Source organism: Stomatobaculum sp. F0698, assembly GCF_030644385.1.
In the GTDB taxonomy this organism is placed as follows: Bacteria; Bacillota; Clostridia; order Lachnospirales; family Lachnospiraceae; genus Moryella.
On record NZ_CP130060.1, the window covers coordinates 1,329,415 to 1,350,197 of the forward strand.

Sequence of the window (20,783 nt, forward strand, 5' to 3'; positions counted from 1 at the left end):
CTCAGAGTTCTACCCGAACCTTTTTCAAGTGCCAGATATCTCTCACGTACTCCTCGATGGTGCGGTCGGAGCTGAAGGGGCCTGCCGCCGCGGTGTTCCTAAGGCACATCTTTGCCCAGTTCTCTTCGTCCGCGTACGCCTTGTCCACGCGCTCGTGTGCCTCGGCATAGGCGCGGAAGTCCTTCAAAATGAAGTAGACATCCGGACGGTCTCCGTTCGAGCCGGTGAGCAGGGAGTTATAAATGTCGCGGAAGCGCTCCGGATCATCCGGCGAGTAGTAGCCGTTGATGAGCTGCATGAGCACGCGGCGAATCTCCTGATCGGCATTGAAGATATCCATGGGGTTGTAACCGCCGTTTTTCTCGAGCTGAATGACCTCCTCCGCGGACATGCCGAAAATGAAGGCATTTTCCTCGCCGACTTCGTGCACGATCTCGATGTTTGCGCCGTCCATGGTACCGAGTGTCGGTGCGCCGTTCAGCATGAACTTCATGTTCGAGGTGCCGGACGCCTCCTTACTGGCGGTCGAAATCTGCTCGGAGACATCCGCCGCCGCAAAGATGAGCTCCGCGCTCGAGACGCAGTAGTCCTCGATGAAGACCACCTTGATCTTGCCGTTGATCGAAGCGTCGTTGTTAATCACATCCGCCACGGCATTGATCAGCTTAATCGTGAGCTTTGCACGGTGATAGCCCGCAGCCGCCTTTGCACCGAAAATAAAGGTGTGCGGATAGAACGGCATGTTCGGATTATCCTTAATCTTGTTGTAGAGATACATGACATGGAGGATGTTCATGAGCTGGCGCTTGTACTCGTGCAGGCGCTTTACCTGAACATCGAAGATGGAACGCGGGTCCACGACAATGCCGTTGTGCTCCAGAATGTACTTCGCAAGGCGAAGCTTGTTCTTGTACTTGATGTTCATGTACTCCTGGCGGCTCTTCTCATCTTCCACATAGACACCGAGCTTCTTCACTTCGGAGAGGTCCGTGATCCACTTGTCTCCGATGCGCTCCGTGATCCAGTCGGCAAGCAGCGGGTTCGCGTGGAGCAGGAAGCGGCGCTGCGTGATGCCGTTGGTCTTATTGTTGAACTTCTCGGGCGTGAGCTCGTAGAAGTCGCGGAGTGTCTGCTCCTTCAGAATCTCGGTGTGAATCTTTGCGACACCGTTAATCGAGAAGGATGCCGCGCAGGCCATGAATGCCATGCGCACCTGGCCGTCGTGAATGATGGCCATGCGGTCTTTTCTCGCCTGATCGCCCGGGAACTTGTGCTCGATGGCGAGCAGGAAGCGACGGTTAATCTCCTCGACAATCTGATAGATACGCGGCAACAGGCGGGAGAAGAGCTCAATGGGCCACTTCTCGAGTGCCTCGGTCATGATGGTGTGGTTCGTGTACGCGCAGGCCTTGCTCGTAATCTCCCACGCCTCTTCCCAGCCGAGTCCCTGTTCGTCCATCAGAATGCGCATGAGCTCCGGCACCGCGACCGTGGGGTGGGTGTCGTTCATCTGGAACACGCAGTAGTCCGGGAGCTTCTTGATGTCATCGTGGGTCTGCAGGAACTTCTTCACCGCGGTCTGCAGCGAAGCGGAGATGAAGAAGTACTGCTGCTTTAAGCGGAGCTCCTTGCCCGAGTAGTGGTTGTCGTTCGGGTAGAGGACCTCGGAGATGGTTCTCGCGAGGTTCTGCTCTTCCACGGCTCTCTGATAGTCACCGCGGTCAAAGGAATCCAGGCGGAAGCGCGTAATTGCCTCCGCGTCCCAGATGCGAAGCGTATTTACAATGTGATTGCCGTAGCCCACGACCGGGAGGTCGTAGGGAATCGCGCGGACCGACTGGTAATTCTCCTGGTAGAAGCGCGGCTCGCCGTTCTCCATGCGGGTCGCGACATAGCCACCGAACTTGACCTCGCAGGCATGTTCGTCGCGCTTAATCTCAAAGGGATAGCCGTCCTTTAACCACTCGTCCGGAATCTCCTTCTGGTAGCCGTTCTCGATCTTCTGGCGGAACATGCCGTAGTGGTAGCGGATGCCGCAGCCGTAAGCCGGGTAATTGAGGGTCGAGAGCGAGTCGAGGAAGCAGGCCGCCAGACGGCCGAGACCGCCGTTTCCGAGCGCCGGATCTCTCTCCTCGTCCTCAATCTCCGTAAGGTCAAAGCCGAGTTCCTCGACCGCCTCGCGAATCACATCTTCTTCCTTGAGTGCGAGCATGGTGTTGCCGAGTGCTCTGCCGACCAGGAATTCCATCGAGAGATAGTAGACGCGCTTTGCATCCGCCTTGTCATAAGCCTTCTGCGTCGCAAGCCAGTTGTCGATCACATCGTCCTTGACCGCATAGGCAACCGCCTGATAAACCATCTGCAAAGTTGCTTCGCTGACATCCTTGCGGTAGAGCGTTTTTAAGTTGTTGATGATCTCCTTTTTCAGAGTATCTTTATCCAAACGTTTGATAACTCCTGCCAACTTTGTATCCTCCGTATCTCACTGCTGTACGACGCGTTTCACGGAAAGTGTAACCATTTCTCCGTTCAAATTCCACTCTTTCACGAAATCTCCGCTATTTTCAGCCGATTCACTATGAATTGCATCCGCAAGCAGGGTGTTCTTCAACAATTCTCCGTACGTTTCCGCGAGTGACGCAATCTTTTCGTTGCCGGAGATGCCGAGTGCAATGTGATCCGTGACCTCAAAGCCCGCATCCTTGCGCATGGTCTGCACCTTGGAGATGAGTTCGCGCACAAAGCCCTCTTCGATGAGCGCTTCGGTAAGCGCAATGTCGAGCACCACGGTGATACCGTTATCCTGCGCGGAGACGTAGCGCTCCGACTGGGTGCTCTCGATTAAGAGATCCTCTCTTCCAAGCTTTACTTCGGTGCCGTCCGGGAGGGCAAAGCCGAGCGCGCCGTTCTCGTTGAGTTCCGCCATGGCCTTTTGACCGTCCAGCGCCTTTAAGTGCTCCTTGATGGCACCGAGCTGCTTACCGTACTTCGGGCCGACGGTCTTTAACTGCGGCTTGAAGATATAGTTCACAAAGCGCTCCGCATCGTCCGTGAACTCGATTTCCTTTACGTTCAGCTCATCGCGGATAATCTCCTGATAGAAGCTGCCGAGCGCCTCCGACGCCTTCACATAGAGCTTCGAGAGCGGCTGACGGTTCTTTCTGCCGGAAGCCTCACGCGCAGAGCGGCCGAGCACGACAATCTTGAGAACCTCGTCCATGCTCTTCTCGAGTTCCGCGTCGATGTGCGCCTCGTCCGCAACCGGATAATCAGAGAGATGCACGGACTCTGTTGCGGATGCATCGACCGTGCGCACCAGGTTTTGGTAAATCTGCTCGCTCATGAACGGAATCATGGGAGCCGCCGCCTTTGCAAGTGTGACCAGCGCCGTGTAGAGCGTCATATAGGCATTGATCTTGTCCTGCTCCATGCCCTTTGCCCAGAAGCGGTTCCGGCAGCGGCGCACGTACCAGTTCGACATGTCTTCGACAAATTCCTGGAACACGGCAGCCGTCTCCGGGATTCTGTAGTTCGAGAGGTTCTTATCCGCGTCGCGGACCATGCTGTTCATCTTCGAGAGCAGCCACTTGTCCATGACCGAGAGCTTCTCGTAGTCGAGCGTATACTTGGTCGGATCGAAGTGATCGATGTCCGCGTAGAGCACGTAGAACGCGTAGGTATTCCAGAGCGTTCCAAGGAACTTTCTCTGCCCCTCGCGCACAGCCTCCTCCGAGAATTTCTTCGGGAGCCACGGTGCCGCAGCGGTGTAGAAATACCAGCGAATCGCATCCGCGCCGAAGGTTTCGAGCGCCTCCATCGGATCGACCGCATTGCCCTTCGACTTGGACATCTTGTTGCCGTTCTCATCGAGCACGAGGCCAAGGACAACGACATTCTTAAACGCAGGCTTGTTGAAGAGGAGGGTCGACTCCGCATGCAGGGAGTAGAACCAGCCTCGGGTCTGATCGACCGCCTCGGAGATGAAGGAAGCCGGGAGCTGCTGCTCTAAGAGTTCCTTGTTCTCAAAGGGATAGTGGAGCTCCGCGTAGGGGCAAGCGCCGGAGTCAAACCAGACATCGACGACCTCCGGAACGCGCTTCATCTTGCCATGGCAGTGCGGGCAGGGGATTTCAAAGCGGTCCACATACGGGCGGTGCAGCTCGACGGTCTTTGCGCTCTCATCGCCGGAGAGTTCCGCCAGTTCTTCTCGGGAACCGACCGCAAGCTTTTCGCCGCAGTCCGGGCACTCCCAGACATTGAGGGGCGTACCCCAGTAGCGGTTTCTCGAGACCGCCCAGTCCTGAATGTTCTCGATCCAGTTGCCGAAGCGTCCCTCACCGATGGACTGCGGCACCCAGTTGATCTCTTCGTTGTTCCGCACGAGGTCGTCGCGCACCGCGGTCATCTTGATGAACCAGGACTCGCGCGCATAGTAAATGAGCGGCGTTCCGCAGCGCCAGCAGTGCGGGTAGTCGTGCTCCACCTTCGGGGAGGCAAAGAGCAGGCCTCTCTCCTCGAGGTCCTTCAGCACTTCCGGATCCGCCGCGACGGCACCCTCTTCGATTTCCTTCTCCGTCGGCTTGCAGCGCATGCCCGCAAACTTTCCGGTCTCCGGCTTCATCTGACCCTTGTCATCGACCATCTGGACAAAGGGCGCATCGTAGCCGCGACCCACGCGCGCATCGTCTTCACCGAAGGCCGGGGCGATGTGGACAATACCGGTACCGTCCGTCATCGTGACGTACTCGTCCGCGTAGACAAAGAAAGCCTCCTTGTGCTGACGCGCCGCCGCTTCCGCCGCACAGCTGTAGAGCGGCTCATAGGGCTTATGCTCCAGCTCCTTGCCGGTGTAGCGCTCTAAGATTTCATAGCCCTCGCCGAGCACCTTCTCAAGCAGTGCCTCCGCGAGATAGTAGGTGTTGCCGTCCGCTGCCTTGACCTTCACATAGCTCTCGTGCGGGTTCACGCAGAGACCGATGTTCGAGGGCAGGGTCCAGGGCGTCGTGGTCCAGGCGAGGAAGTAGGCATCTTCACCCTTGACCTGAAAGCGCACAATTGCGGTTCTGTCCTTAATCGACTTATAGCCCTGCGCCACCTCGTGCGAGGAGAGCGGGGTTCCGCAGTGCGGGCAGTAGGGGACCACCTTAAAGCCCTTGTAAAGAAGGCCCTTTTTCCAGATTTCCTTTAAGGCCCACCACTCCGACTCGATGTAGTTGTCGTCACAGGTGATGTAGGGGTGCTCCATATCCGCCCAGAAGCCCACCTTGCCGGAGAACTGCTCCCAGACTTCCTTATAGCGCCACACGGACTCGCGACACTTTTTGATAAAGGGCTCCACGCCGTAAGCCTCGATTTCTTCCTTGCCCTCGATGCCGATTTCCTTCTCGACCTCGAGCTCGACCGGAAGGCCGTGTGTATCCCAGCCCGCCTTTCTCGGGACATACTCTCCCTTCATGGTGCGGAAGCGCGGAATCATATCCTTAATGACGCGGGTCTCGACATGACCGATGTGCGGTCTGCCGTTTGCGGTCGGCGGTCCGTCGTAGAACATATAGGTCTCGCAGCCCTCGCGCTGCTCGACGGACTTCTCAAAAATGCGGTTCTCTGCCCAGAACTTCTCGATCTCGCCCTCGCGCGCCACAAAGTTCATATCCGTGGGGACTTTTCTGTACACTTTTTTCTCCTCCTGTCTCAAAAAAGAAAGCGCCCGCCCCTCTCAGGACGAACGCTCTCTGCTTTCGCTGTACCACCTGTATTTTGCTTTTCCCCGTGACGTGGGGATTACGGCGGAACGTACCCGGAGGCAGCCCTCCGCTCCGAACCGCGGCTCGAAAGTGATTTTCAACGCAAGTACTTGGCATCGGGCTTCCACCGTCCCCGACTCTCTATGGCTGTTTCAAACGCCTACTCTCTTTGTCAACGCCTTTGTATGAATTTTTCACTAGTATAATCAGCCTGATTTTCTATGTCAAGGAAGAAACAGCTTTTAGCGGAGTCTCGGCAGGGTGACCTCGTCCACGTAATTCGTGAAGAAGGTCTTGCGCACATCCTCTCTCGCCTTGCTTCTGCCGAGCGCCCACATGAGCTTTGTGACCGTGGCCTCCTGGGTCATGTCAAAGACCGGAATGCCGCCGCTCTCCTGTACACGGAGACCGGTCTCGTAGACATCGAGATTGCTACCTTCGTAGCGGCACTGGCTGCCCACCAGGATGCTCATGCCCTTGCTGCTCGCCCGGTCAATCTCCTCCAGAATGTTATTGTGAAGGAAGGGCACGCCGCCCAGGCCGAAGGCCTCGACAAAAACGCCCTCGCAGCCCTTGTCGTAGAGGTAGCGGAAGATATCCGCGTGCATGCCCGGGAAAATTTTTAAGACCGCGATGTTCTCCGAGTACTCCGGCGAGAGCTGGAAGGAAGCGCGGCGAAGCGGCTCCTTTAAGACCTGCATGCCGAAGGCATTGAACTCACCGATCAAAGGATAATTGACCGACTCAAAGGCATTGAAGGAAACGGTTCTCACCTTCGAGGTTCGGCAGCCCAGAATGAGTTTCTGGTGAAAAACCGTGTAGACACCGCGAAGCATGCCGCTTAAGCCCGCCGTAATCGCACAGCGGAGGTTATCGATGGCGTCCGTTAAGGGCGCGCGGAGCGGAAGCTGGCTTCCCGTCAGAATGACCGGGATCTCAATGTTCTGGAGCATGAAGGAAAGCATCGAGGAGGTATAGGACATGCTGTCCGTGCCGTGGATAATGACCACGCCGTCGCAGTCCTCTCTGGCCGCCGCGACCAGGTTCGCGATGGCCACCCAGTCCTCCGGCGTGATATTTGCCGAGTCGAGGGACGCATAGTCCTTTAACTCAAAGGTATGCCCTTCTCCGATCGGACCTATGGTCCGCATGATTTCCTCGAGGTCTATGCCCGGCGCGAGCCCTTTTTCGCTCGGCACCGATGAAAAGGTGCCTCCCGTATTAATCAGCAGCATTTTTTTGCTCATAGCAGCCTCCGTTTTTTGTCATAATGGTTAATTTTAACAAAAGCGTCTTAAAAACTCAATCCGCTGTCCCCGCATTTGCCGTCTTCCGTGGAAAAGACCTGCGGTTTGTGCTATCATGCTCTCAAGCCTGAAACAAAAGTCTCTAGTAATCTCAGGGCTTACGAAAGGAGCGATTGCGATGATGAAACTCGTATTGGTACGGCACGGCGAAAGCGAATGGAACAAGCAGAACCTTTTCACCGGCTGGATGGACGTGGATCTCTCGGAGAAGGGCCACGAGGAGGCAAAAGCTGCGGGTCAGCTCTTAAAGGCCGAGGGCTATGATTTCGACATCTGCTTTACTTCCTACTTAAAGCGCGCAATCCACACGCTGAACCACATTCTGGATGAGATGGACCGCGACTGGCTCGAGGTCGTAAAGAGCTGGAAGTTAAACGAGCGCCACTACGGTGCGCTCCAGGGTCTCAACAAGTCCGAGACCGCGGAAAAGTACGGTGAGGAACAGGTCAAGATTTGGCGTCGCTCCTTCTCGATTAAGCCGCCGGTACTGGATCCTTCCGACCCGAGAAGCGCAAAGAAAAACCCGGCTTACCGCGATGTGGACCCGGCGCTGCTCCCCGACTGCGAGAGCTTGGAGACCACGATTGAGAGAGCCGTCCCCTACTTCAACGAAGTGATTCGCCCCGAGATGGAGGCCGGCAAGCGCGTCATCATTGCGGCGCACGGCAACTCTCTCCGCGCACTGGTCAAGTACTTTGACAACATTTCCGAGGAGGATATCATCGGAGTCAACATTCCGACCGGCACGCCGCTCGTCTATGAGTTCGACGATTCCTTCAAGCCCATCCGCCACTACTATCTCGGCGACCAGGAAGCACTTAAGAAAAAAATGGAGGCAGTCGCGAACCAGGGCAAGAAACAGGCATAACGCGGCGAACAGAGAAAAATGCGAAATCTGACCCTACTGACAGACCTGTACGAACTCACGATGATGCAGGGCTATTTTGAAAATGAGGATGTCAATCAGACGGTCATCTTCGACATGTTTTACCGCAACAATCCGGAGGGCAACGGCTACGCGATTTGCGCCGGTCTGGAGCAGCTGATCGACTATGTCAAAAACCTGCACTTCACGGAAGACGAGATTGACTATCTGAAGAGTCTCGGCATCTTTAAGCCCGCCTTCCTCGCGTATCTCAGGGACTTCCGCTTTACCGGTGATATCTACGCGATTCCGGAGGGCACGGTCATTTTCCCGCGCGAACCCCTGGTCAAGGTGATTGCGCCGATTATGCAGGCACAGCTCATTGAAACCGCGCTTCTGAACATCATCAACCACCAGAGCCTCATTGCGACCAAGACCGCGCGCATTGTGCGCGCCGCACAGGGCGACGGCGTGATGGAATTCGGTTGCCGCCGGGCACAGGGACCGGACGCCGCGATTTACGGCGCGCGCGCCGCGATTATCGCGGGTTGCGTTGGCACTTCCAATGTGCTCTGCGGACAAATGTTCCATGTTCCCGTGAGCGGCACCCACGCGCACTCCTGGATTATGAGCTTCCCGGATGAGCTGAGTGCCTTCCGCGCCTATGCGAAGCTCTACCCGGATGCCTGCATCCTCTTAATCGACACCTACGACACGCTGGACAGCGGTTTGCCGCATGCCATTCAGGTCTTCAAGGAACTGCGCGAACAGGGCATACATCCGAAGCGCTACGGCATACGCATGGACTCGGGCGACTTAGCCTACCTCTCGAAAAAGGTCAAGGCAGCGCTCGATGCCGAGGGTTTTACCGATGCGATTATCTCCGCTTCCAATGACCTCGACGAGGGCTTAATCGGCTCTCTGAAGGCGCAGGGCGCAACCATCAATTCCTGGGGTGTCGGCACCAACCTGATTACCTCCAAAGATTGCCCGGCCTTCGGCGGTGTCTATAAGCTCGCGGCCATCTGGAATGAGCCGGAACAGCGCTTCGAGCCGAAGATCAAGATTTCCGAAAATGCCGAGAAAATCACGAACCCCGGCGATAAAAAGATTTATCGCATCTATGATGCACAGGGCATGATAGTCGCAGATCTCATTGCGCTCGCGGACGAGGAATTCTCTTCGAAGGATCCGCTTCTCCTCTTCGACCCGATTGAGACCTGGAAAAAGACCCTCTTGCCCGGCGGTTCCTATACAATGCGGGAGCTCCTGGTTCCCGTATTCCGAAAGGGTGACTGCGTCTACGAGTCTCCGTCGGTCAAAGAGATTCAGAACATTTGCCGCCGGGAGCTGAACACCCTTTGGGAGGAATCGAAGCGCTTTGAGTACCCGCATCAGACGTATGTGGACCTCTCACGCAAACTCTGGAATCTCAAAAACAACTTACTGGAGCGGTATCAGACAGGAGCAACGGAACAAGCATGATTCAGGATATACTGCCGCATCGCTACGATGTGAGCTATCACCCGGAGAGAACGCCCGAGCGGCGTTCTTTCCTTGTTTTGGTCTCGCGGGAGGGCGTGCTCTTTGCGGAGCGCGACGGTGCCTTTACCCTCCCGAGATTTTCGGATTTTGAGACGGAGGCTCTGCCCTTCAAGTCCCTCTGTCAGAAGGCACGCTATCTCTTTCAGATCGATCGGGACTACTTTTTCCTCCTGCCTCCCTCGGCGCTGCCGGCGGGAAAACTCGGCGAAGGCTATCGCTTCCTCGGGCCCACGGAGCTCCGCGACTTAAAGCCGCAGCACCTTGCCTTTGCGGCCATCACTTCCACCCAGCTGTACCGCTTTTACGACCAGCGTAAGTTCTGCGGGCGCTGCGGCGAAAAAATGACGCACGCCGAAGAGGAGCGCGCCATGTGCTGCAAGCACTGCGGCCTCATCGAGTACCCGAAAATAAGCCCCGCGGTCATTGTCGCGGTGAAAAACGGCGACCGCCTTCTCCTGACCCGCTACGCAAAAAACGCCTCCGACTATCGCCGGAAGGCGTTGGTTGCAGGCTTTGTGGAAGTCGGGGAGACCCCGGAGCAGGCGGTTGAACGCGAAGTCATGGAGGAGACCGGGCTCAAGGTCAAGAACATACGTCCCTATGCCGTGCAGCCCTGGTCTTTCTCCGACTCGCTGATGCTCGCCTATACGGCGGAGCTCGACGGCTCCGACCGCATACGGCTCGATGAGCGCGAGCTCTGCGAGGCCTCCTTTGTGCCGCGGGAAGAAATTCCCGACAATCCGAGCTCGGCGAGCGTCGCAAACGAGCTCATGCAGCGCTTCCGCCGCGGCGAGCTCTGAGCGCTCTTAACGCTTATTCAAGGCGCTCCGGAATGACACCGTCCCGGTAGGCGGTGAGCAGTTCGTTCAGATCTTCGATCTGCGCCGCAAGCCGCTTGCCGATGTCGCTGTCGCCCACCATCACGCGGTAGGGCTCAATTTCAAACTGGTTCGCGCGGGACTCAATGTCGATGTTCTCGCTGAGCACGCGTTCCACCGACTCGAAGGGCATGTGGCTCTTGATGCGCATGCCGTGGGAATTGTAAATCAGGGTGTAACCCGCAATGCCCGTGGTCTTATGATAGGCGCGCGAAAAGCCGCCGTCGATCACGATAAGCTTGCCGCCCGCCTTGATCGGAATTTCGCCGTCCGAGACATGCACCGGCGTGTGCCCGTTGATGATGTGGGAGAGATCGGACTTTAGGCCGAACTCCCGCAGTATCATGCGGCTTGTCGCCTCGGAGTCGAGATAGAGATAATAGGGATCCTGCGGCTCCTTCCAGCTTGACTTATCGTCCAGATAGCTGCGCTCAAAGGTCTTCACGACACGGCCGCACATGGGCGATTTCGGGCCGCCCCAGAGATAGAACATAAAGTCCACATAGCGCGCTTCGCCGGTATTAAAGGCGAGGCGCGCCGCTTTTTCGCAGAACTCGAAATAGCTCTTGCCCCGCATGAACTGGCCGAAGAAATTGACCTCCGCCATCTGTCCGTCCTCGGTCAGCGGCACGCAACCGTGGAATAAGAGGTTGTCGTTCATTTTCAGATAGACCCCGCCCACCGCATAGAGGAATTCGATGTGGCGGTGCAGCTGCGGGCTCTCGCAGAAGGAACGCTTCAAGTCGTCCATGACCTCCCGCTCCTCGGGCGTCATCCGATAAGGATCGCTCCAGTCCACGGTCGGAAATTCCATGGTGTTCATCGCGTACTCCGTGCCCTCTATCGTGACCGTCCCCTTATCCGGGTTCACCTTGTCGAGCAGGAGTCTATCCTGCATCTCAAATTCCGGGTGGCGGCGTATCAGTTCGCCCTCGGCCTTGAACATTATCACGTTGATGGCCTTCACCATGGCCTTCGCCGGGGTGCCCTCATAGTACTTCTCGGCAAAGAGCTGGAGGCGACGCAGGGAGACGCCGTAGCCGCTCTCCAGGATGCGAATGTTGTTGTAGCGCACGTTATTTCGCACAACATTCGCGATGCAGGCCTCATTGCCCGCAGCCGCGCCCATCCAGAGCACATCGTGATTGCCCCACTGGATGTCGAGCGAGTGGTAGTCCATGAGCAGCTCTATAATTTTATCGGCATCCGCACCGCGGTCAAAGAGATCGCCGACAATGTGCAGGTGGTCCACCGCGAGCCGCTTAATGAGCGCCGAGAGCGCGATGATGAATTCGTCGCCGTTCTGGATGCCGACTATCGTGTCCAGAATGCGCTCGTGGTAGGCAAGCTGGTTTCCGTCCTCATCCGGCAGGGCGTGCAAAAGCTCGTCGATGATGTAGCCGAACTCGCGCGGCATGGCCTTTCTCACCTTGGAACGCGTGTACTTCGAAGAGAGCAGACGGGCTATCTCTATCATCTGCCGCAGTACCTTGCGATACCACTGCGGAGAAATGATTCCCTCGCTGTGCAGGCGTCTCAACTTCTCTTTCGGATAATAGATGAGGGTTCTCAGATCTCTCTGCTCGGTATCGCTTAAGCTGTCCGCAAAGAGCAGTTCAATCTTCTCTCGTATGACGCCAGAGCAGTTGTTCATGATGTGCAGAAAGGCCTCGTACTCGCCGTGAATGTCGCTCATGAAGTGCTCGGTGCCCTTCGGGAGATTCATAATCGCCGCAAGGTTGATGATCTCGGTGCACACAGCCTGGCGTGTCGGGAACTTTTCCGCAAGTAAACTCAGATACTTCCGCTGATCGTGGTTCATGCCGCCTCCTCCTTGAACGAAGCACAAAAGCCAAACCGCAACTAGGTGATGCGATTTGGCTTTTTATCATCCGTATTCTTACTTAACGCTCTCTTGCTTCTTCCGCGGCGACACCCGCAAGGGCGATGTCGGTCCGCGCATACTTGTTCTCAAACGAAATCTTCTCTGCGGCCGCATAGGCTCTCTCGCGCGCCTCGCGTATCGTCTGTCCGAGTGCGGTCACATCCAGCACTCTGCCGCCGTTTGTGACAACGCGTCCCGCCTCGTCAAAGCGTGTGCCCGCGTGATAGCAGTACACATCCGCTAAGCCTTTCAGGCTCTCGAGGCCGGTAATCGGATAGCCCTTCTCGTACTTCACGGGATAGCCCTTGCTCGCGAGCACAACCGTGACGCAGGCCTTGTCACAGAACTTGAGCTCGATTTCGTCGAGTCTTCCCTCGGCGCAGGCAAGCATAACCTCGAGGAGGTCGTTCTCCATGCGCGGGAGCACCACCTGTGCCTCGGGATCGCCGAAGCGCACATTGTACTCGAGCACACGGGGGCCGTCCGGCGTCAGCATGAGCCCGAAGAAGATGACACCTTGAAAGGGTCTCCCCTCCGCCGCCATTGCTTCGACCGTGCGCCGGTAAATCTTCTCCTCGCAAAAACGTGCGACTTCGTCCGTGTAATAGGGGCTCGGGGAATAGTTACCCATGCCGCCCGTATTGAGGCCCTTGTCGCCGTCCTCGGCTCTCTTGTGATCCTGGGCACTCGCCATGATGCGTATGGTTTTTCCGTCCACAAAAGAGAGCACAGAGACCTCTCTGCCCGTCATGAACTCCTCTATGACGACCTTGTCGCCGGAAGCGCCGAATTTCCGCTCCAGCATCATTTCCTTTAAGCCTTCTTCGGCCGCCTCGCGGGTCTCGCAAATCAAAACGCCCTTGCCGAGCGCCGGACCGTCCGCCTTCAGCACCACCGGAATCTTGCAAGTCTCAAGATAATGCTTCGCCGCCTCGTAGTCCGTAAAGCTCTCGTAGGCCGCCGTGGGAATCTCGTACTTCTTCATGAGTTCCTTCGCAAAGGCCTTGGAGCCCTCGAGCACGGCCGCGTTTTTCTTCGGGCCGAAGACCTTGAGTCCCGCCTCTTCCAGGAAGTCCGCAAGACCGCCGATCAGCGGGTCGTCCATGCCGATGACGACCAAATCCATCTTTTCTTCCAGCGCAAAGTCACGAAGTTTCTCAAACTCCATCGCGCCGATCGGCACGATCTTTGCGAGCTCCGCAATGCCCGCGTTGCCGGGCGCACAGTAGAGCTCGCTGAGCTTATCGCTCTCACGTAACTTCCGGCAAATCGCGTGTTCTCTGCCGCCGCCGCCGACCACCAGTACTCTCATGCTTTATCCTCTCTCTCCGCGGCTGCGCGCGCAAAGTCCTCTATGGCGCGCGGCAGCAGTACCCACTCTGCCTCTTCCATGACGCGCCGCTGCAGGGTCTCGGGCGTGTCGTCCGGCTTCACTTCCACCGCCTTCTGTAGGAGTATGGGGCCCTCGTCAAGCCCCTCGTCCACCAGATGCACGGTCGCGCCCGTCACTTTGACGCCGCGGCGCAGTGCCTGTTCGTGGACCTTTAAGCCGTATGCCCCCTTGCCGCAGAAACTCGGAATCAGCGAGGGGTGAATGTTCATAATTCTGCCGCGGTAGCGCTGTATCATCTCATCCGGCAGCTTCACGAGATAGCCCGCGAGCACGATTAAATCCAGCTGCTCCCGCTCGATCGCCGCAAGCAGGGCGCGGTGAAAGTCCTCGCGCGTCTCGAACGAAGAAGGCGAGATACACTCGTTCGCAATGCCCGCCGAAGCCGCGCGTGTCAGCGCGTAGGCGGAGGCATTGTTCGAGAGCACATAGACCACTTTCGCGTTCCGAATCATGCCGCTCTTCTCGGCGTCGAGTATGGCCTGCAGGTTGGTTCCGCCGCCGCTCACCAGAACGCCGACTCTCAGCATAAATCGACGCCCTTTTCGCCTGCCTTGCATTCACCGATCACGAAGCAGGTTTCACCCGCCGCCTTAAAGGCGCGGAGCGTCTTCTCGACATCGGCCGGATCGACCGCGACCATCATGCCGACACCCATGTTGAAGGTATTGTACATGACATGCTCGCTGACCTCGCCCCTTTCCGCCATCAGGCGGAAGATGGCCGGAACCTCATAGGAGTCCTTCTTCACCACGGCGCGAATGCCGTCCTTCAGCATTCTGGGCACGTTCTCGTAGAAACCGCCGCCCGTAATGTGGCTGCAAGCATGGATGCGAACACCCGCCTCCTTTGCGCTCTTTAACGCCTTGACATAGATGCGGGTCGGTGCGAGCAGCACCTCGCCGAGGGGGGCGCCGAGCTCCGGATAGAAGCGCGTCAAATTCTCCTTGCTCATCTCAAAGATGTTGCGAACCAGGGAGAAACCGTTCGAGTGAACACCGCTCGACGCAATGCCGATCAGGACATCGCCCGGCTTCAGTTCTTCGCCCGTAATCAGGTCCTTTCTGTTGCAGACGCCGACCGAGAAGCCCGCGAGGTCATACTCGTCCTCCGGCATGAGGCCGGGGTGCTCCGCGGTCTCACCGCCGACCAGGGCGCAACCTGCCTGCACACAACCCTCCGCGACACCGGAGACAATGGTCGCAATCTTCTCCGGGACATTCTTTCCGCAGGCAATGTAGTCGAGGAAAAAGAGCGGTTCGCCGCCCGCGCAGGCGACATCGTTCACGCACATTGCGACGCAGTCAATGCCGATCGTATCGTGGCGATCCAGCAGGAAGGCGATTTTTAACTTGGTGCCGACGCCGTCGGTTCCGGACAGAAGCACCGGATCCTCCATGTCCTTGATTCCCGCGAGGGAAAAGGCACCGGAAAAACCGCCGATTCCGCCGAGAACCTCCGGGCGCAGGGTGCGCTTTACAAACTGCTTCATCAGCTCGACGGACTCGTAGCCCGCCTCAATGTCAACTCCGGATTTTCTGTAATCCATTGCGGCTCCTCTCACTTCAGAAAACTCTGGTAACCCTCGCGCTGCAACTTGTCGTCCTTCGCGACGACCTCATCCCGCATTTCCTTCTGGAATGCCTGAAGCTTCTCTTCGAGCGCCTTGTCTCCGACCGCGAGCATCTTTGCCGCGAGGATACCGGCGTTCTTGCCGCCGTTGATCGCAACGGTCGCACAGGGAATGCCGCTCGGCATCTGCACGATCGAATAGAGCGAATCCACACCGCCGAGGTCCGAAGTCTTCATCGGGACACCGATTACCGGGAGCGTGAAGAGAGCCGCACACATACCCGGCAGATGCGCTGCCTTGCCCGCACCTGCGATGATCACCGAGAGTCCGCGCTCACGCGCGCCGTTTGCCCAGGAAAAGAAGACATCGGGCTCGCGGTGCGCCGAGATAATGCGCATCTCATATTCAATCCCCATCTTCTCCAAAAATGCCGCTGCCTGTGCCATCACGGGCATATCCGAATCGCTGCCCATCACAATTCCGACTTTTGCCATTTTATCCTCCTTAAAAGTTGCTTACAGCTTTATTATATCGGCGCAGTACCCCGAGCTCAATGCCAAAATCGAGCAAACGGATATAAGCCCCGGTGTTACCCTTATTTTATTCGTTTTCCGCCGCATAGAGCCCGCGGAGCAAGCGCTGTTGCCGCGGTGTAAAATGCGTTTCCGCGCCCCGCAGATTCAAGTAGCGATCCACGGCGTCGAGGCATTTTTTTTGCTCCGCTTCGCTCGCCGTTTCCCGTATGAGCGGCCTAAGCCTATCCCGCAGCGCCTTATCGAGAAAAAGAGAAAAATCCTCCGCGTGCGCCGCCGCGAGGGCCGGGAAGCGATCCGCATACCAGAGCGTCTCCCCGGGTAAGGTCATCGAGAGGCTGTATCCCCCTGTGTACGGCTCCGAAAAACGCTCCCGCACATCCTCCTCCGCATAGTCGAAGAGGTCGTAATACATGGCCTCTCGGAGCGCTTCCTCACCGCCGCCCTGCGAAAGCAAGGCGTAGCACTGAAGAAACAGTTCTATGCAGCGCACTTCCGTTTCCGGAGTGCACTGCGGCATAAAAACCCGGCTGCAACTCGAAGAAAGCGCGGCGAGATAGCGCTCTGCCCCTCCCGCCGCGGGGACAAACAAAGAAACGGCTTCCGCTCGCTCCCCGCCCGCTTTGCCGATCGCCTTTTCGAGCGCCGACGCCTCTCGCCGAAAGAAGCCTCGGAACAAGCGTCCCGCGGCCTCTTCCGCCGGTATTTCTTTAAGCCGCTCCGCAGACAGCGCGCGGCGCTCCCGAAGGAGCTCTTCTCCGCCCCTCAAGTCGTGAGCCCCAGGAGCAACGCAATCACCCAAGTTACCATGACCAGCGAAGAGAGCGAGAGTCCCACCCAGGTGTAGAGCTGATCCTTCTCCTTGTCGCGGAGCGCCCTGACCGCGAGATATATCCCGTAGGCCGAAACCAGCATGGCGCTCATAACCGCCGCCGAAACCGTAAGCGAGGGTTCTCCCGCCGCCTGTATCATGCCGAAAAAGGCAAATACGGTAAAGAGGATCGCAATGCAGGCGGCAATCAGCACTGTGTACCCCTCTTCGGCGCGGGGTTTCCTGAGATAACTGATGAGGCCTTCCAGTTGCTTGCCCTTCTTCTGTTTTGCAGCGGTCTTTTTCCCGCTGCGTTTCACTTCCTCTTCCGGCAAAAACTCCGGACGTTCCAGAATGGAGTCATCGACTTTCGTTGCTGGCGTCAGGATTTGATATTCTCGCTTACGAAACGGATTCGGCAGCTTCACGATTTAACCTCCTCAATGCCAGTCGAAAAATAAAATAACCCGCGACGACACCGATTGTATTCAAAAAAATATCGTCGACATCAAAACTGCCGAGTCTCGTCGCGAGTTGCACCGTTTCGATGAGTCCCGAAAACAGAAAACCGGCAATTAAACTGCGGAAAAAGTTGTGCCGCCGCCCGCTCACAATCGGCAGAAAAAAGCCGAAGGGAACAAAGGCAAGTACATTGCCGACGGTATTCAACACAAAGGCGCGGTATCCCAGAATATCGCGGTAATGCCAGAAACGCCAGATTTCCCGAAAGAGCACGAGGTTATAGCGCAAGTTCGCATTGACCCTCCCCTGCCTGCCGAGTGCCTCGGCAAAAAAGAGAAAGTAACTGAGCCCGGCCAGATAAATCAAAAACAGCAGGGTGCCGAGCAGGCGATGCTTCCACTGAATCTTATCCATCGAGCGGCTCAGTCCTCCTCCGCACCGTACTCTCGGTAGTATGCGTCGATTCGCTCCATGAGCGCGTCATCAATGATCACCTTGCCGTTCACTTCGCGCTTGTAGAGATGCGCAATGACCTCCTTCATCGTGACGATTGCGGTCGTCTTGATGCCGTAGCGCTCCGAAATCTCGGAGAGTGCGCTCTTCTTCCCCTTGCCTCTCTCGCAGCGGTCCACGCTGACCACGAGGCCCAGTACCTCTGCGTTGCCCTGTGCCTTGATGATGGGCATCGTCTCCTCAATCGAGGTGCCCGCCGTGGTCACGTCTTCGACAATCACGATCTTATCCGTGTCCTTGATCGGTGCGCCGAGGAGAATCCCCTTATCTCCGTGGTCCTTCACTTCCTTGCGGTTTGCGACATAGCCGAGTTCCTTCTCATAGAGCTCGCTCATGCCGATGGATGCCGCGACGCAGAGCGGAATGCCCTTGTAAGCCGGTCCGAAGAGCAGACTTGCCTCGTCGCCGAAAGCCGCATGGATGGCGCGCGCATAGTAGGCGCCGAGCTGCTTTAACTGGGTTCCGGTGCGGTAAAAGCCGGTGTTCACGAAAAACGGGGTCTTTCTTCCGCTCTTGGTCACGAAGTCTCCGAACTTTAAGACCTCGCACGAAATCATAAATTCAATAAATTCCTGCTTGTACTGTTCCATAGTCCTCCCTTATTGGCGCACCGCGCCGATGAGTTCTCTGACGTCCCTGGTACCGGTTCTCAAAAGATATGCGGCTATGCCCTCCGCGACCTCCTCCGAGGCGCGCGGGTTCCGGAAATTCGCCGTGCCGACCGAGACCGCCGTCGCGCCCGCGAGCAAAAACTCGACCGCGTCCGCGGCGTTCTCGATGCCGCCCATACCGATGATGGGCAGCTTGACCGCATGTGCGCAGTCATAGACCATGCGCACCGCAATCGGGTGCACCGCGGGGCCCGAGAGGCCGCCGGTGCGATTCGCGAGCACAAAACATCTGCGCTCAATGTCGATCTTCATGCCGGTCAAGGTGTTGATGAGCGAGAGCACATCCGCGCCGCCCGCCTCGGCCGCCCGCGCGGTCTCCGTGATATCGGTGACATTCGGCGATAGCTTGACAATTAAGGGCTGCGCCGCTCTCTCCTTCACGCGGCGGGTAATGTGCTCGACCGCCTTTGCCTGCGTGCCGAAGGCAATACCGCCCTCTTTGACGTTCGGGCAGGAGATGTTGAGCTCAAGAAAATCAACCGGCGCCTCACGAAGCCGCTCCACGACCTCGACATACTCCTCTTCGCTGTGACCGCAGACATTGACCACGACGCGGGTGTCAAACTGCTTTAAGAACGGCAAATCCCGCTTAAGGAATACATCCACGCCCGGATTCTGGAGGCCGATCGCATTCAGCATACCGCTCGGCGTCTCCGCGATGCGAGGCGTCGGGTTTCCCGCCCACGGAACGGCCGCGACCCCCTTGGTCACGACCGCCCCGAGCTTATTTAAGTCCACAAATTCACTGTACTCTTCTCCGGCCCCGAAGGTGCCGCTCGCCGTCATCACGGGGTTTTTGAGGGTGATGCCCGCGAGACTCACTTCCGTTGAAATGTTCAAAGCACCACCTCCTCTGCGCGAAACACCGGTCCGTCGGCGCAGACGCGCTTGTTTTTGACATTCGAGTGCGCATCAACCTCCGTGCTCTCTGTGATGCAGCCGAGGCAGGCGCCGATGCCGCAGGCCATGCGCTCTTCCATGGAGACCCAGAGCGGAATGCCTTCCTCTGCCGCGTACGCCTTCAGCGCGCGGAGCATGGGCAGCGGGCCGCAGCTTAAAATCGCCTTCGGCTTTTCCGGAAGCGCGCGGAGCAAATCCACGACGTTGCCCCGAATGCCGAGACTGCCGTCTTCGGTCGCAATCTTCACCTCATCGGCCGCGACCGCAAAGTCCTCGAGCAAAAAGAGCTGGGACTTGCTGCGATAGCCGAGGAGAGCTGACTTTTTTCCCGGGAGCGCCCAGAGGAGCTCAAGGAGAGGCGGGATGCCGATGCCGCCGCCGACCACTGCGACATTGTCGAGTTCGGTCGGAAAGCTGTTGCCGAGCGGCCCGAGCAACATGAGTTCGGTGCCCGCTGGGTAGCGCGAGAGTTCTTCGGTGCCGCTTCCCTCCTTGGTCACGCGGTACACCAACCGCAAGATACCGTCCTCGCGGTCTATATTGCAGAGACTGATGGGTCTCGGCAGGATATGCGCCTCGTTATTCAAAAACACATTGACAAACTGTCCCGGTTTTGCCGCCGCCGCAATCTGCGGTGCCAAAAGTCTCAGGTCAAAGACGCCGGGACATAATTCGCGCTGTCCTAAGACGGAAGCGCGCTCCTTTACTTTACTCATATGCCGATTTCCCCGTTTCTCACGCAAAGCGGATGCAACGCCGAAGATCCGCAATCATATCGAGCGTCGCCTGTCTCGCCGCCTTTGCAAAGCCCTCTGCGCCGAACTCACGATACTGCTCCTGCTTCCACGCCGCGATGATGCCGCGCGAAGAGTTCACAATGCCGCCCTCGCCCTTTTCGTTAAACGCGACCGCGAGATCCTCTGCCTTGCCGCCCTGCGCGCCGTAGCCCGGAATCAGGAAGAAGGTGTGCGGCATACGCGCTCTGAGCTCCGAAAGCATCTTGGGATAGGTCGCACCGACCACCGCGCCGACATTGGACCACTCACCTTCCATGAGGGACGCGCCCCAGGACGAGGTGAGATCCGCGACCCGTGCATAGAGCGGCTCACCGTCAATCAGCCGGTCCTGTAACTCCCCGCTCGAGGGATTCGAGGTCTTGACAAGCACAAAAATACCCTTGTCGCAGCGTTCGCAGACCTCGAGGAAGGGCTTCACGCCGTCGCTGCCGAGGTAGGGATTCACGGTCGCCATATCCGCGTCAAAGGGGAAGAACTGCTTCTCGCCTATGGTGATGCTGCCGAGGTGTCCCTCCGCATAGGCCGCAGAGGTCGAACCGATGTCGCCGCGCTTCACATCCGCGATGACAATGAGCCCGAGCTCCTTCGCGAGCCGCACGGTCTTCTCGTAGGCAATGAGACCAGGAACACCGAACTGCTCGTACATGGCAATCTGGGGCTTCACCGCCGGAATCAAATCCGCCGTCTCCCGAAGTATGGCCTCGTTAAAGCGAAGGCAGGCCTCGGCCGCGCCCTCCAAATTTTCGCCCTTCTCGGCAAACGCGGCCTGCTTTACCGCATCCGGAATATAGGCCAGCATGGGGTCCAGACCGACACAGATCGGGGCCTTGGTCTCTTTGATTTTTTCGATTAAAGTTGTAATCATCGCTTCCTCCTGTAGGCAGCCGTAAACTCGTTTTTCTTATTATA

18 protein-coding genes are annotated in these 20,783 nt (G+C 57.5%); 3 read left to right on the forward strand and 15 right to left on the reverse strand.

Going from position 1 to position 20,783, the window contains the following annotated elements; translation table 11 throughout:
* Position 1: 1 nt before the first annotated feature.
* From QU660_RS06015 to QU660_RS06025, 3 genes are all read right to left on the reverse strand, one after another.
* The gene (locus tag QU660_RS06015; protein WP_304945642.1) at positions 2–2,464 is read right to left on the reverse strand and encodes a glycogen/starch/alpha-glucan phosphorylase; all 2,463 of its coding nucleotides are present in this window, start codon (positions 2,462–2,464) and stop codon (positions 2–4) included.
* A gap of 18 nt (positions 2,465–2,482) precedes the next feature.
* On the reverse strand, positions 2,483–5,674 hold the full coding sequence (gene ileS, locus QU660_RS06020) for an isoleucine--tRNA ligase (RefSeq protein ID WP_304945643.1): 3,192 nt from the start codon (positions 5,672–5,674) through the stop codon (positions 2,483–2,485).
* Positions 5,675–5,986: 312 nt separating this feature from the next.
* Entirely contained in the window at positions 5,987–6,991 is a 1,005-nt protein-coding gene (locus tag QU660_RS06025; RefSeq protein ID WP_304945644.1) for an asparaginase, read from the reverse strand.
* Positions 6,992–7,169: 178 nt separating this feature from the next.
* On the opposite strand from QU660_RS06025, the gene gpmA reads away from it, so the two are divergent.
* Genes gpmA through nudC form a run of 3 tightly spaced genes read left to right on the forward strand, consistent with a single transcriptional unit; the run spans position 7,170 to position 10,261 of the window.
* Complete coding sequence (gene gpmA / locus QU660_RS06030) at positions 7,170–7,919, forward strand: 2,3-diphosphoglycerate-dependent phosphoglycerate mutase (protein WP_304945645.1); 750 nt, start codon at positions 7,170–7,172, stop codon at positions 7,917–7,919.
* 18 nt (positions 7,920–7,937) lie between these two features.
* On the forward strand, positions 7,938–9,401 hold the full coding sequence (locus QU660_RS06035) for a nicotinate phosphoribosyltransferase (protein ID WP_304945646.1): 1,464 nt from the start codon (positions 7,938–7,940) through the stop codon (positions 9,399–9,401).
* Positions 9,398–10,261 (forward strand): NAD(+) diphosphatase, encoded by an 864-nt coding sequence (gene nudC, locus QU660_RS06040; protein ID WP_304945647.1) that lies wholly within the window; start codon positions 9,398–9,400, stop codon positions 10,259–10,261. The genes QU660_RS06035 and nudC overlap by 4 nt, the downstream gene beginning before the upstream one ends.
* A gap of 13 nt (positions 10,262–10,274) precedes the next feature.
* Here nudC and QU660_RS06045 read toward each other — a convergent pair whose 3' ends face one another.
* The 12 genes from QU660_RS06045 to pyrF all read right to left on the reverse strand — a co-directional run bounded on the left by QU660_RS06045 (position 10,275) and on the right by pyrF (position 20,739).
* Positions 10,275–12,161, reverse strand: coding sequence for a fructose-1,6-bisphosphatase (locus QU660_RS06045; protein WP_304945648.1), 1,887 nt, complete (start codon positions 12,159–12,161; stop codon positions 10,275–10,277).
* Positions 12,162–12,243: 82 nt separating this feature from the next.
* On the reverse strand, positions 12,244–13,536 hold the full coding sequence (purD, locus tag QU660_RS06050; protein ID WP_304945649.1) for a phosphoribosylamine--glycine ligase: 1,293 nt from the start codon (positions 13,534–13,536) through the stop codon (positions 12,244–12,246).
* Positions 13,533–14,144, reverse strand: coding sequence for a phosphoribosylglycinamide formyltransferase (gene purN, locus QU660_RS06055; RefSeq protein WP_304945650.1), 612 nt, complete (start codon positions 14,142–14,144; stop codon positions 13,533–13,535). The genes purD and purN overlap by 4 nt, the downstream gene beginning before the upstream one ends.
* Complete coding sequence (gene purM, locus QU660_RS06060; RefSeq protein WP_304945651.1) at positions 14,138–15,163, reverse strand: phosphoribosylformylglycinamidine cyclo-ligase; 1,026 nt, start codon at positions 15,161–15,163, stop codon at positions 14,138–14,140. Before purM ends, purN begins: the two co-directional genes overlap by 7 nt.
* Before the next feature lie 11 nt (positions 15,164–15,174).
* Positions 15,175–15,681, reverse strand: coding sequence for a 5-(carboxyamino)imidazole ribonucleotide mutase (gene purE / locus QU660_RS06065; protein WP_304945652.1), 507 nt, complete (start codon positions 15,679–15,681; stop codon positions 15,175–15,177).
* A gap of 106 nt (positions 15,682–15,787) precedes the next feature.
* On the reverse strand, positions 15,788–16,489 hold the full coding sequence (locus QU660_RS06070; protein ID WP_304945653.1) for a hypothetical protein: 702 nt from the start codon (positions 16,487–16,489) through the stop codon (positions 15,788–15,790).
* On the reverse strand, positions 16,486–16,959 hold the full coding sequence (locus QU660_RS06075) for a hypothetical protein (protein WP_304945654.1): 474 nt from the start codon (positions 16,957–16,959) through the stop codon (positions 16,486–16,488). Before QU660_RS06075 ends, QU660_RS06070 begins: the two co-directional genes overlap by 4 nt.
* On the reverse strand, positions 16,934–17,407 hold the full coding sequence (locus tag QU660_RS06080) for a VanZ family protein (protein ID WP_304945655.1): 474 nt from the start codon (positions 17,405–17,407) through the stop codon (positions 16,934–16,936). Before QU660_RS06080 ends, QU660_RS06075 begins: the two co-directional genes overlap by 26 nt.
* 8 nt (positions 17,408–17,415) lie before the next feature.
* Positions 17,416–18,096 carry an orotate phosphoribosyltransferase gene (pyrE, locus tag QU660_RS06085; protein WP_304945656.1) on the reverse strand — a complete coding sequence of 227 codons (681 nt, stop codon included), beginning with the start codon at positions 18,094–18,096 and terminating at the stop codon, positions 17,416–17,418.
* A gap of 9 nt (positions 18,097–18,105) precedes the next feature.
* Positions 18,106–19,011 carry a dihydroorotate dehydrogenase gene (locus QU660_RS06090; protein ID WP_304947232.1) on the reverse strand — a complete coding sequence of 302 codons (906 nt, stop codon included), beginning with the start codon at positions 19,009–19,011 and terminating at the stop codon, positions 18,106–18,108.
* A 2-nt stretch (positions 19,012–19,013) separates the two neighbouring features.
* Positions 19,014–19,793, reverse strand: a complete 780-nt coding sequence (locus tag QU660_RS06095) for a dihydroorotate dehydrogenase electron transfer subunit (RefSeq protein ID WP_304945657.1) — start codon at positions 19,791–19,793, stop codon at positions 19,014–19,016.
* A 19-nt stretch (positions 19,794–19,812) separates the two neighbouring features.
* Positions 19,813–20,739, reverse strand: coding sequence for an orotidine-5'-phosphate decarboxylase (gene pyrF, locus QU660_RS06100; RefSeq protein ID WP_304945658.1), 927 nt, complete (start codon positions 20,737–20,739; stop codon positions 19,813–19,815).
* Positions 20,740–20,783: the final 44 nt, after the last annotated feature.

Bases quoted from the DNA above. Each gene is read 5' to 3' on its own strand.
- purN (WP_304945650.1), bottom strand. From the start codon at position 14,144: ATGCTGAGAGTCGGCGTTCTGGTGAGCGGCGGCGGAACCAACCTGCAG.
- QU660_RS06045 (WP_304945648.1), bottom strand. From the start codon at position 12,161: ATGAACCACGATCAGCGGAAGTATCTGAGTTTACTTGCGGAAAAGTTC.
- pyrF (WP_304945658.1), bottom strand. From the start codon at position 20,739: ATGATTACAACTTTAATCGAAAAAATCAAAGAGACCAAGGCCCCGATC.
- pyrE (WP_304945656.1), bottom strand. From the start codon at position 18,096: ATGGAACAGTACAAGCAGGAATTTATTGAATTTATGATTTCGTGCGAG.
- gpmA (WP_304945645.1), top strand. From the start codon at position 7,170: ATGATGAAACTCGTATTGGTACGGCACGGCGAAAGCGAATGGAACAAG.
- purM (WP_304945651.1), bottom strand. From the start codon at position 15,163: ATGGATTACAGAAAATCCGGAGTTGACATTGAGGCGGGCTACGAGTCC.
- QU660_RS06080 (WP_304945655.1), bottom strand. From the start codon at position 17,407: ATGGATAAGATTCAGTGGAAGCATCGCCTGCTCGGCACCCTGCTGTTT.
- QU660_RS06025 (WP_304945644.1), bottom strand. From the start codon at position 6,991: ATGAGCAAAAAAATGCTGCTGATTAATACGGGAGGCACCTTTTCATCG.
- QU660_RS06035 (WP_304945646.1), top strand. From the start codon at position 7,938: ATGCGAAATCTGACCCTACTGACAGACCTGTACGAACTCACGATGATG.
- QU660_RS06095 (WP_304945657.1), bottom strand. From the start codon at position 19,793: ATGAGTAAAGTAAAGGAGCGCGCTTCCGTCTTAGGACAGCGCGAATTA.
- purE (WP_304945652.1), bottom strand. From the start codon at position 15,681: ATGGCAAAAGTCGGAATTGTGATGGGCAGCGATTCGGATATGCCCGTG.
- nudC (WP_304945647.1), top strand. From the start codon at position 9,398: ATGATTCAGGATATACTGCCGCATCGCTACGATGTGAGCTATCACCCG.
- purD (WP_304945649.1), bottom strand. From the start codon at position 13,536: ATGAGAGTACTGGTGGTCGGCGGCGGCGGCAGAGAACACGCGATTTGC.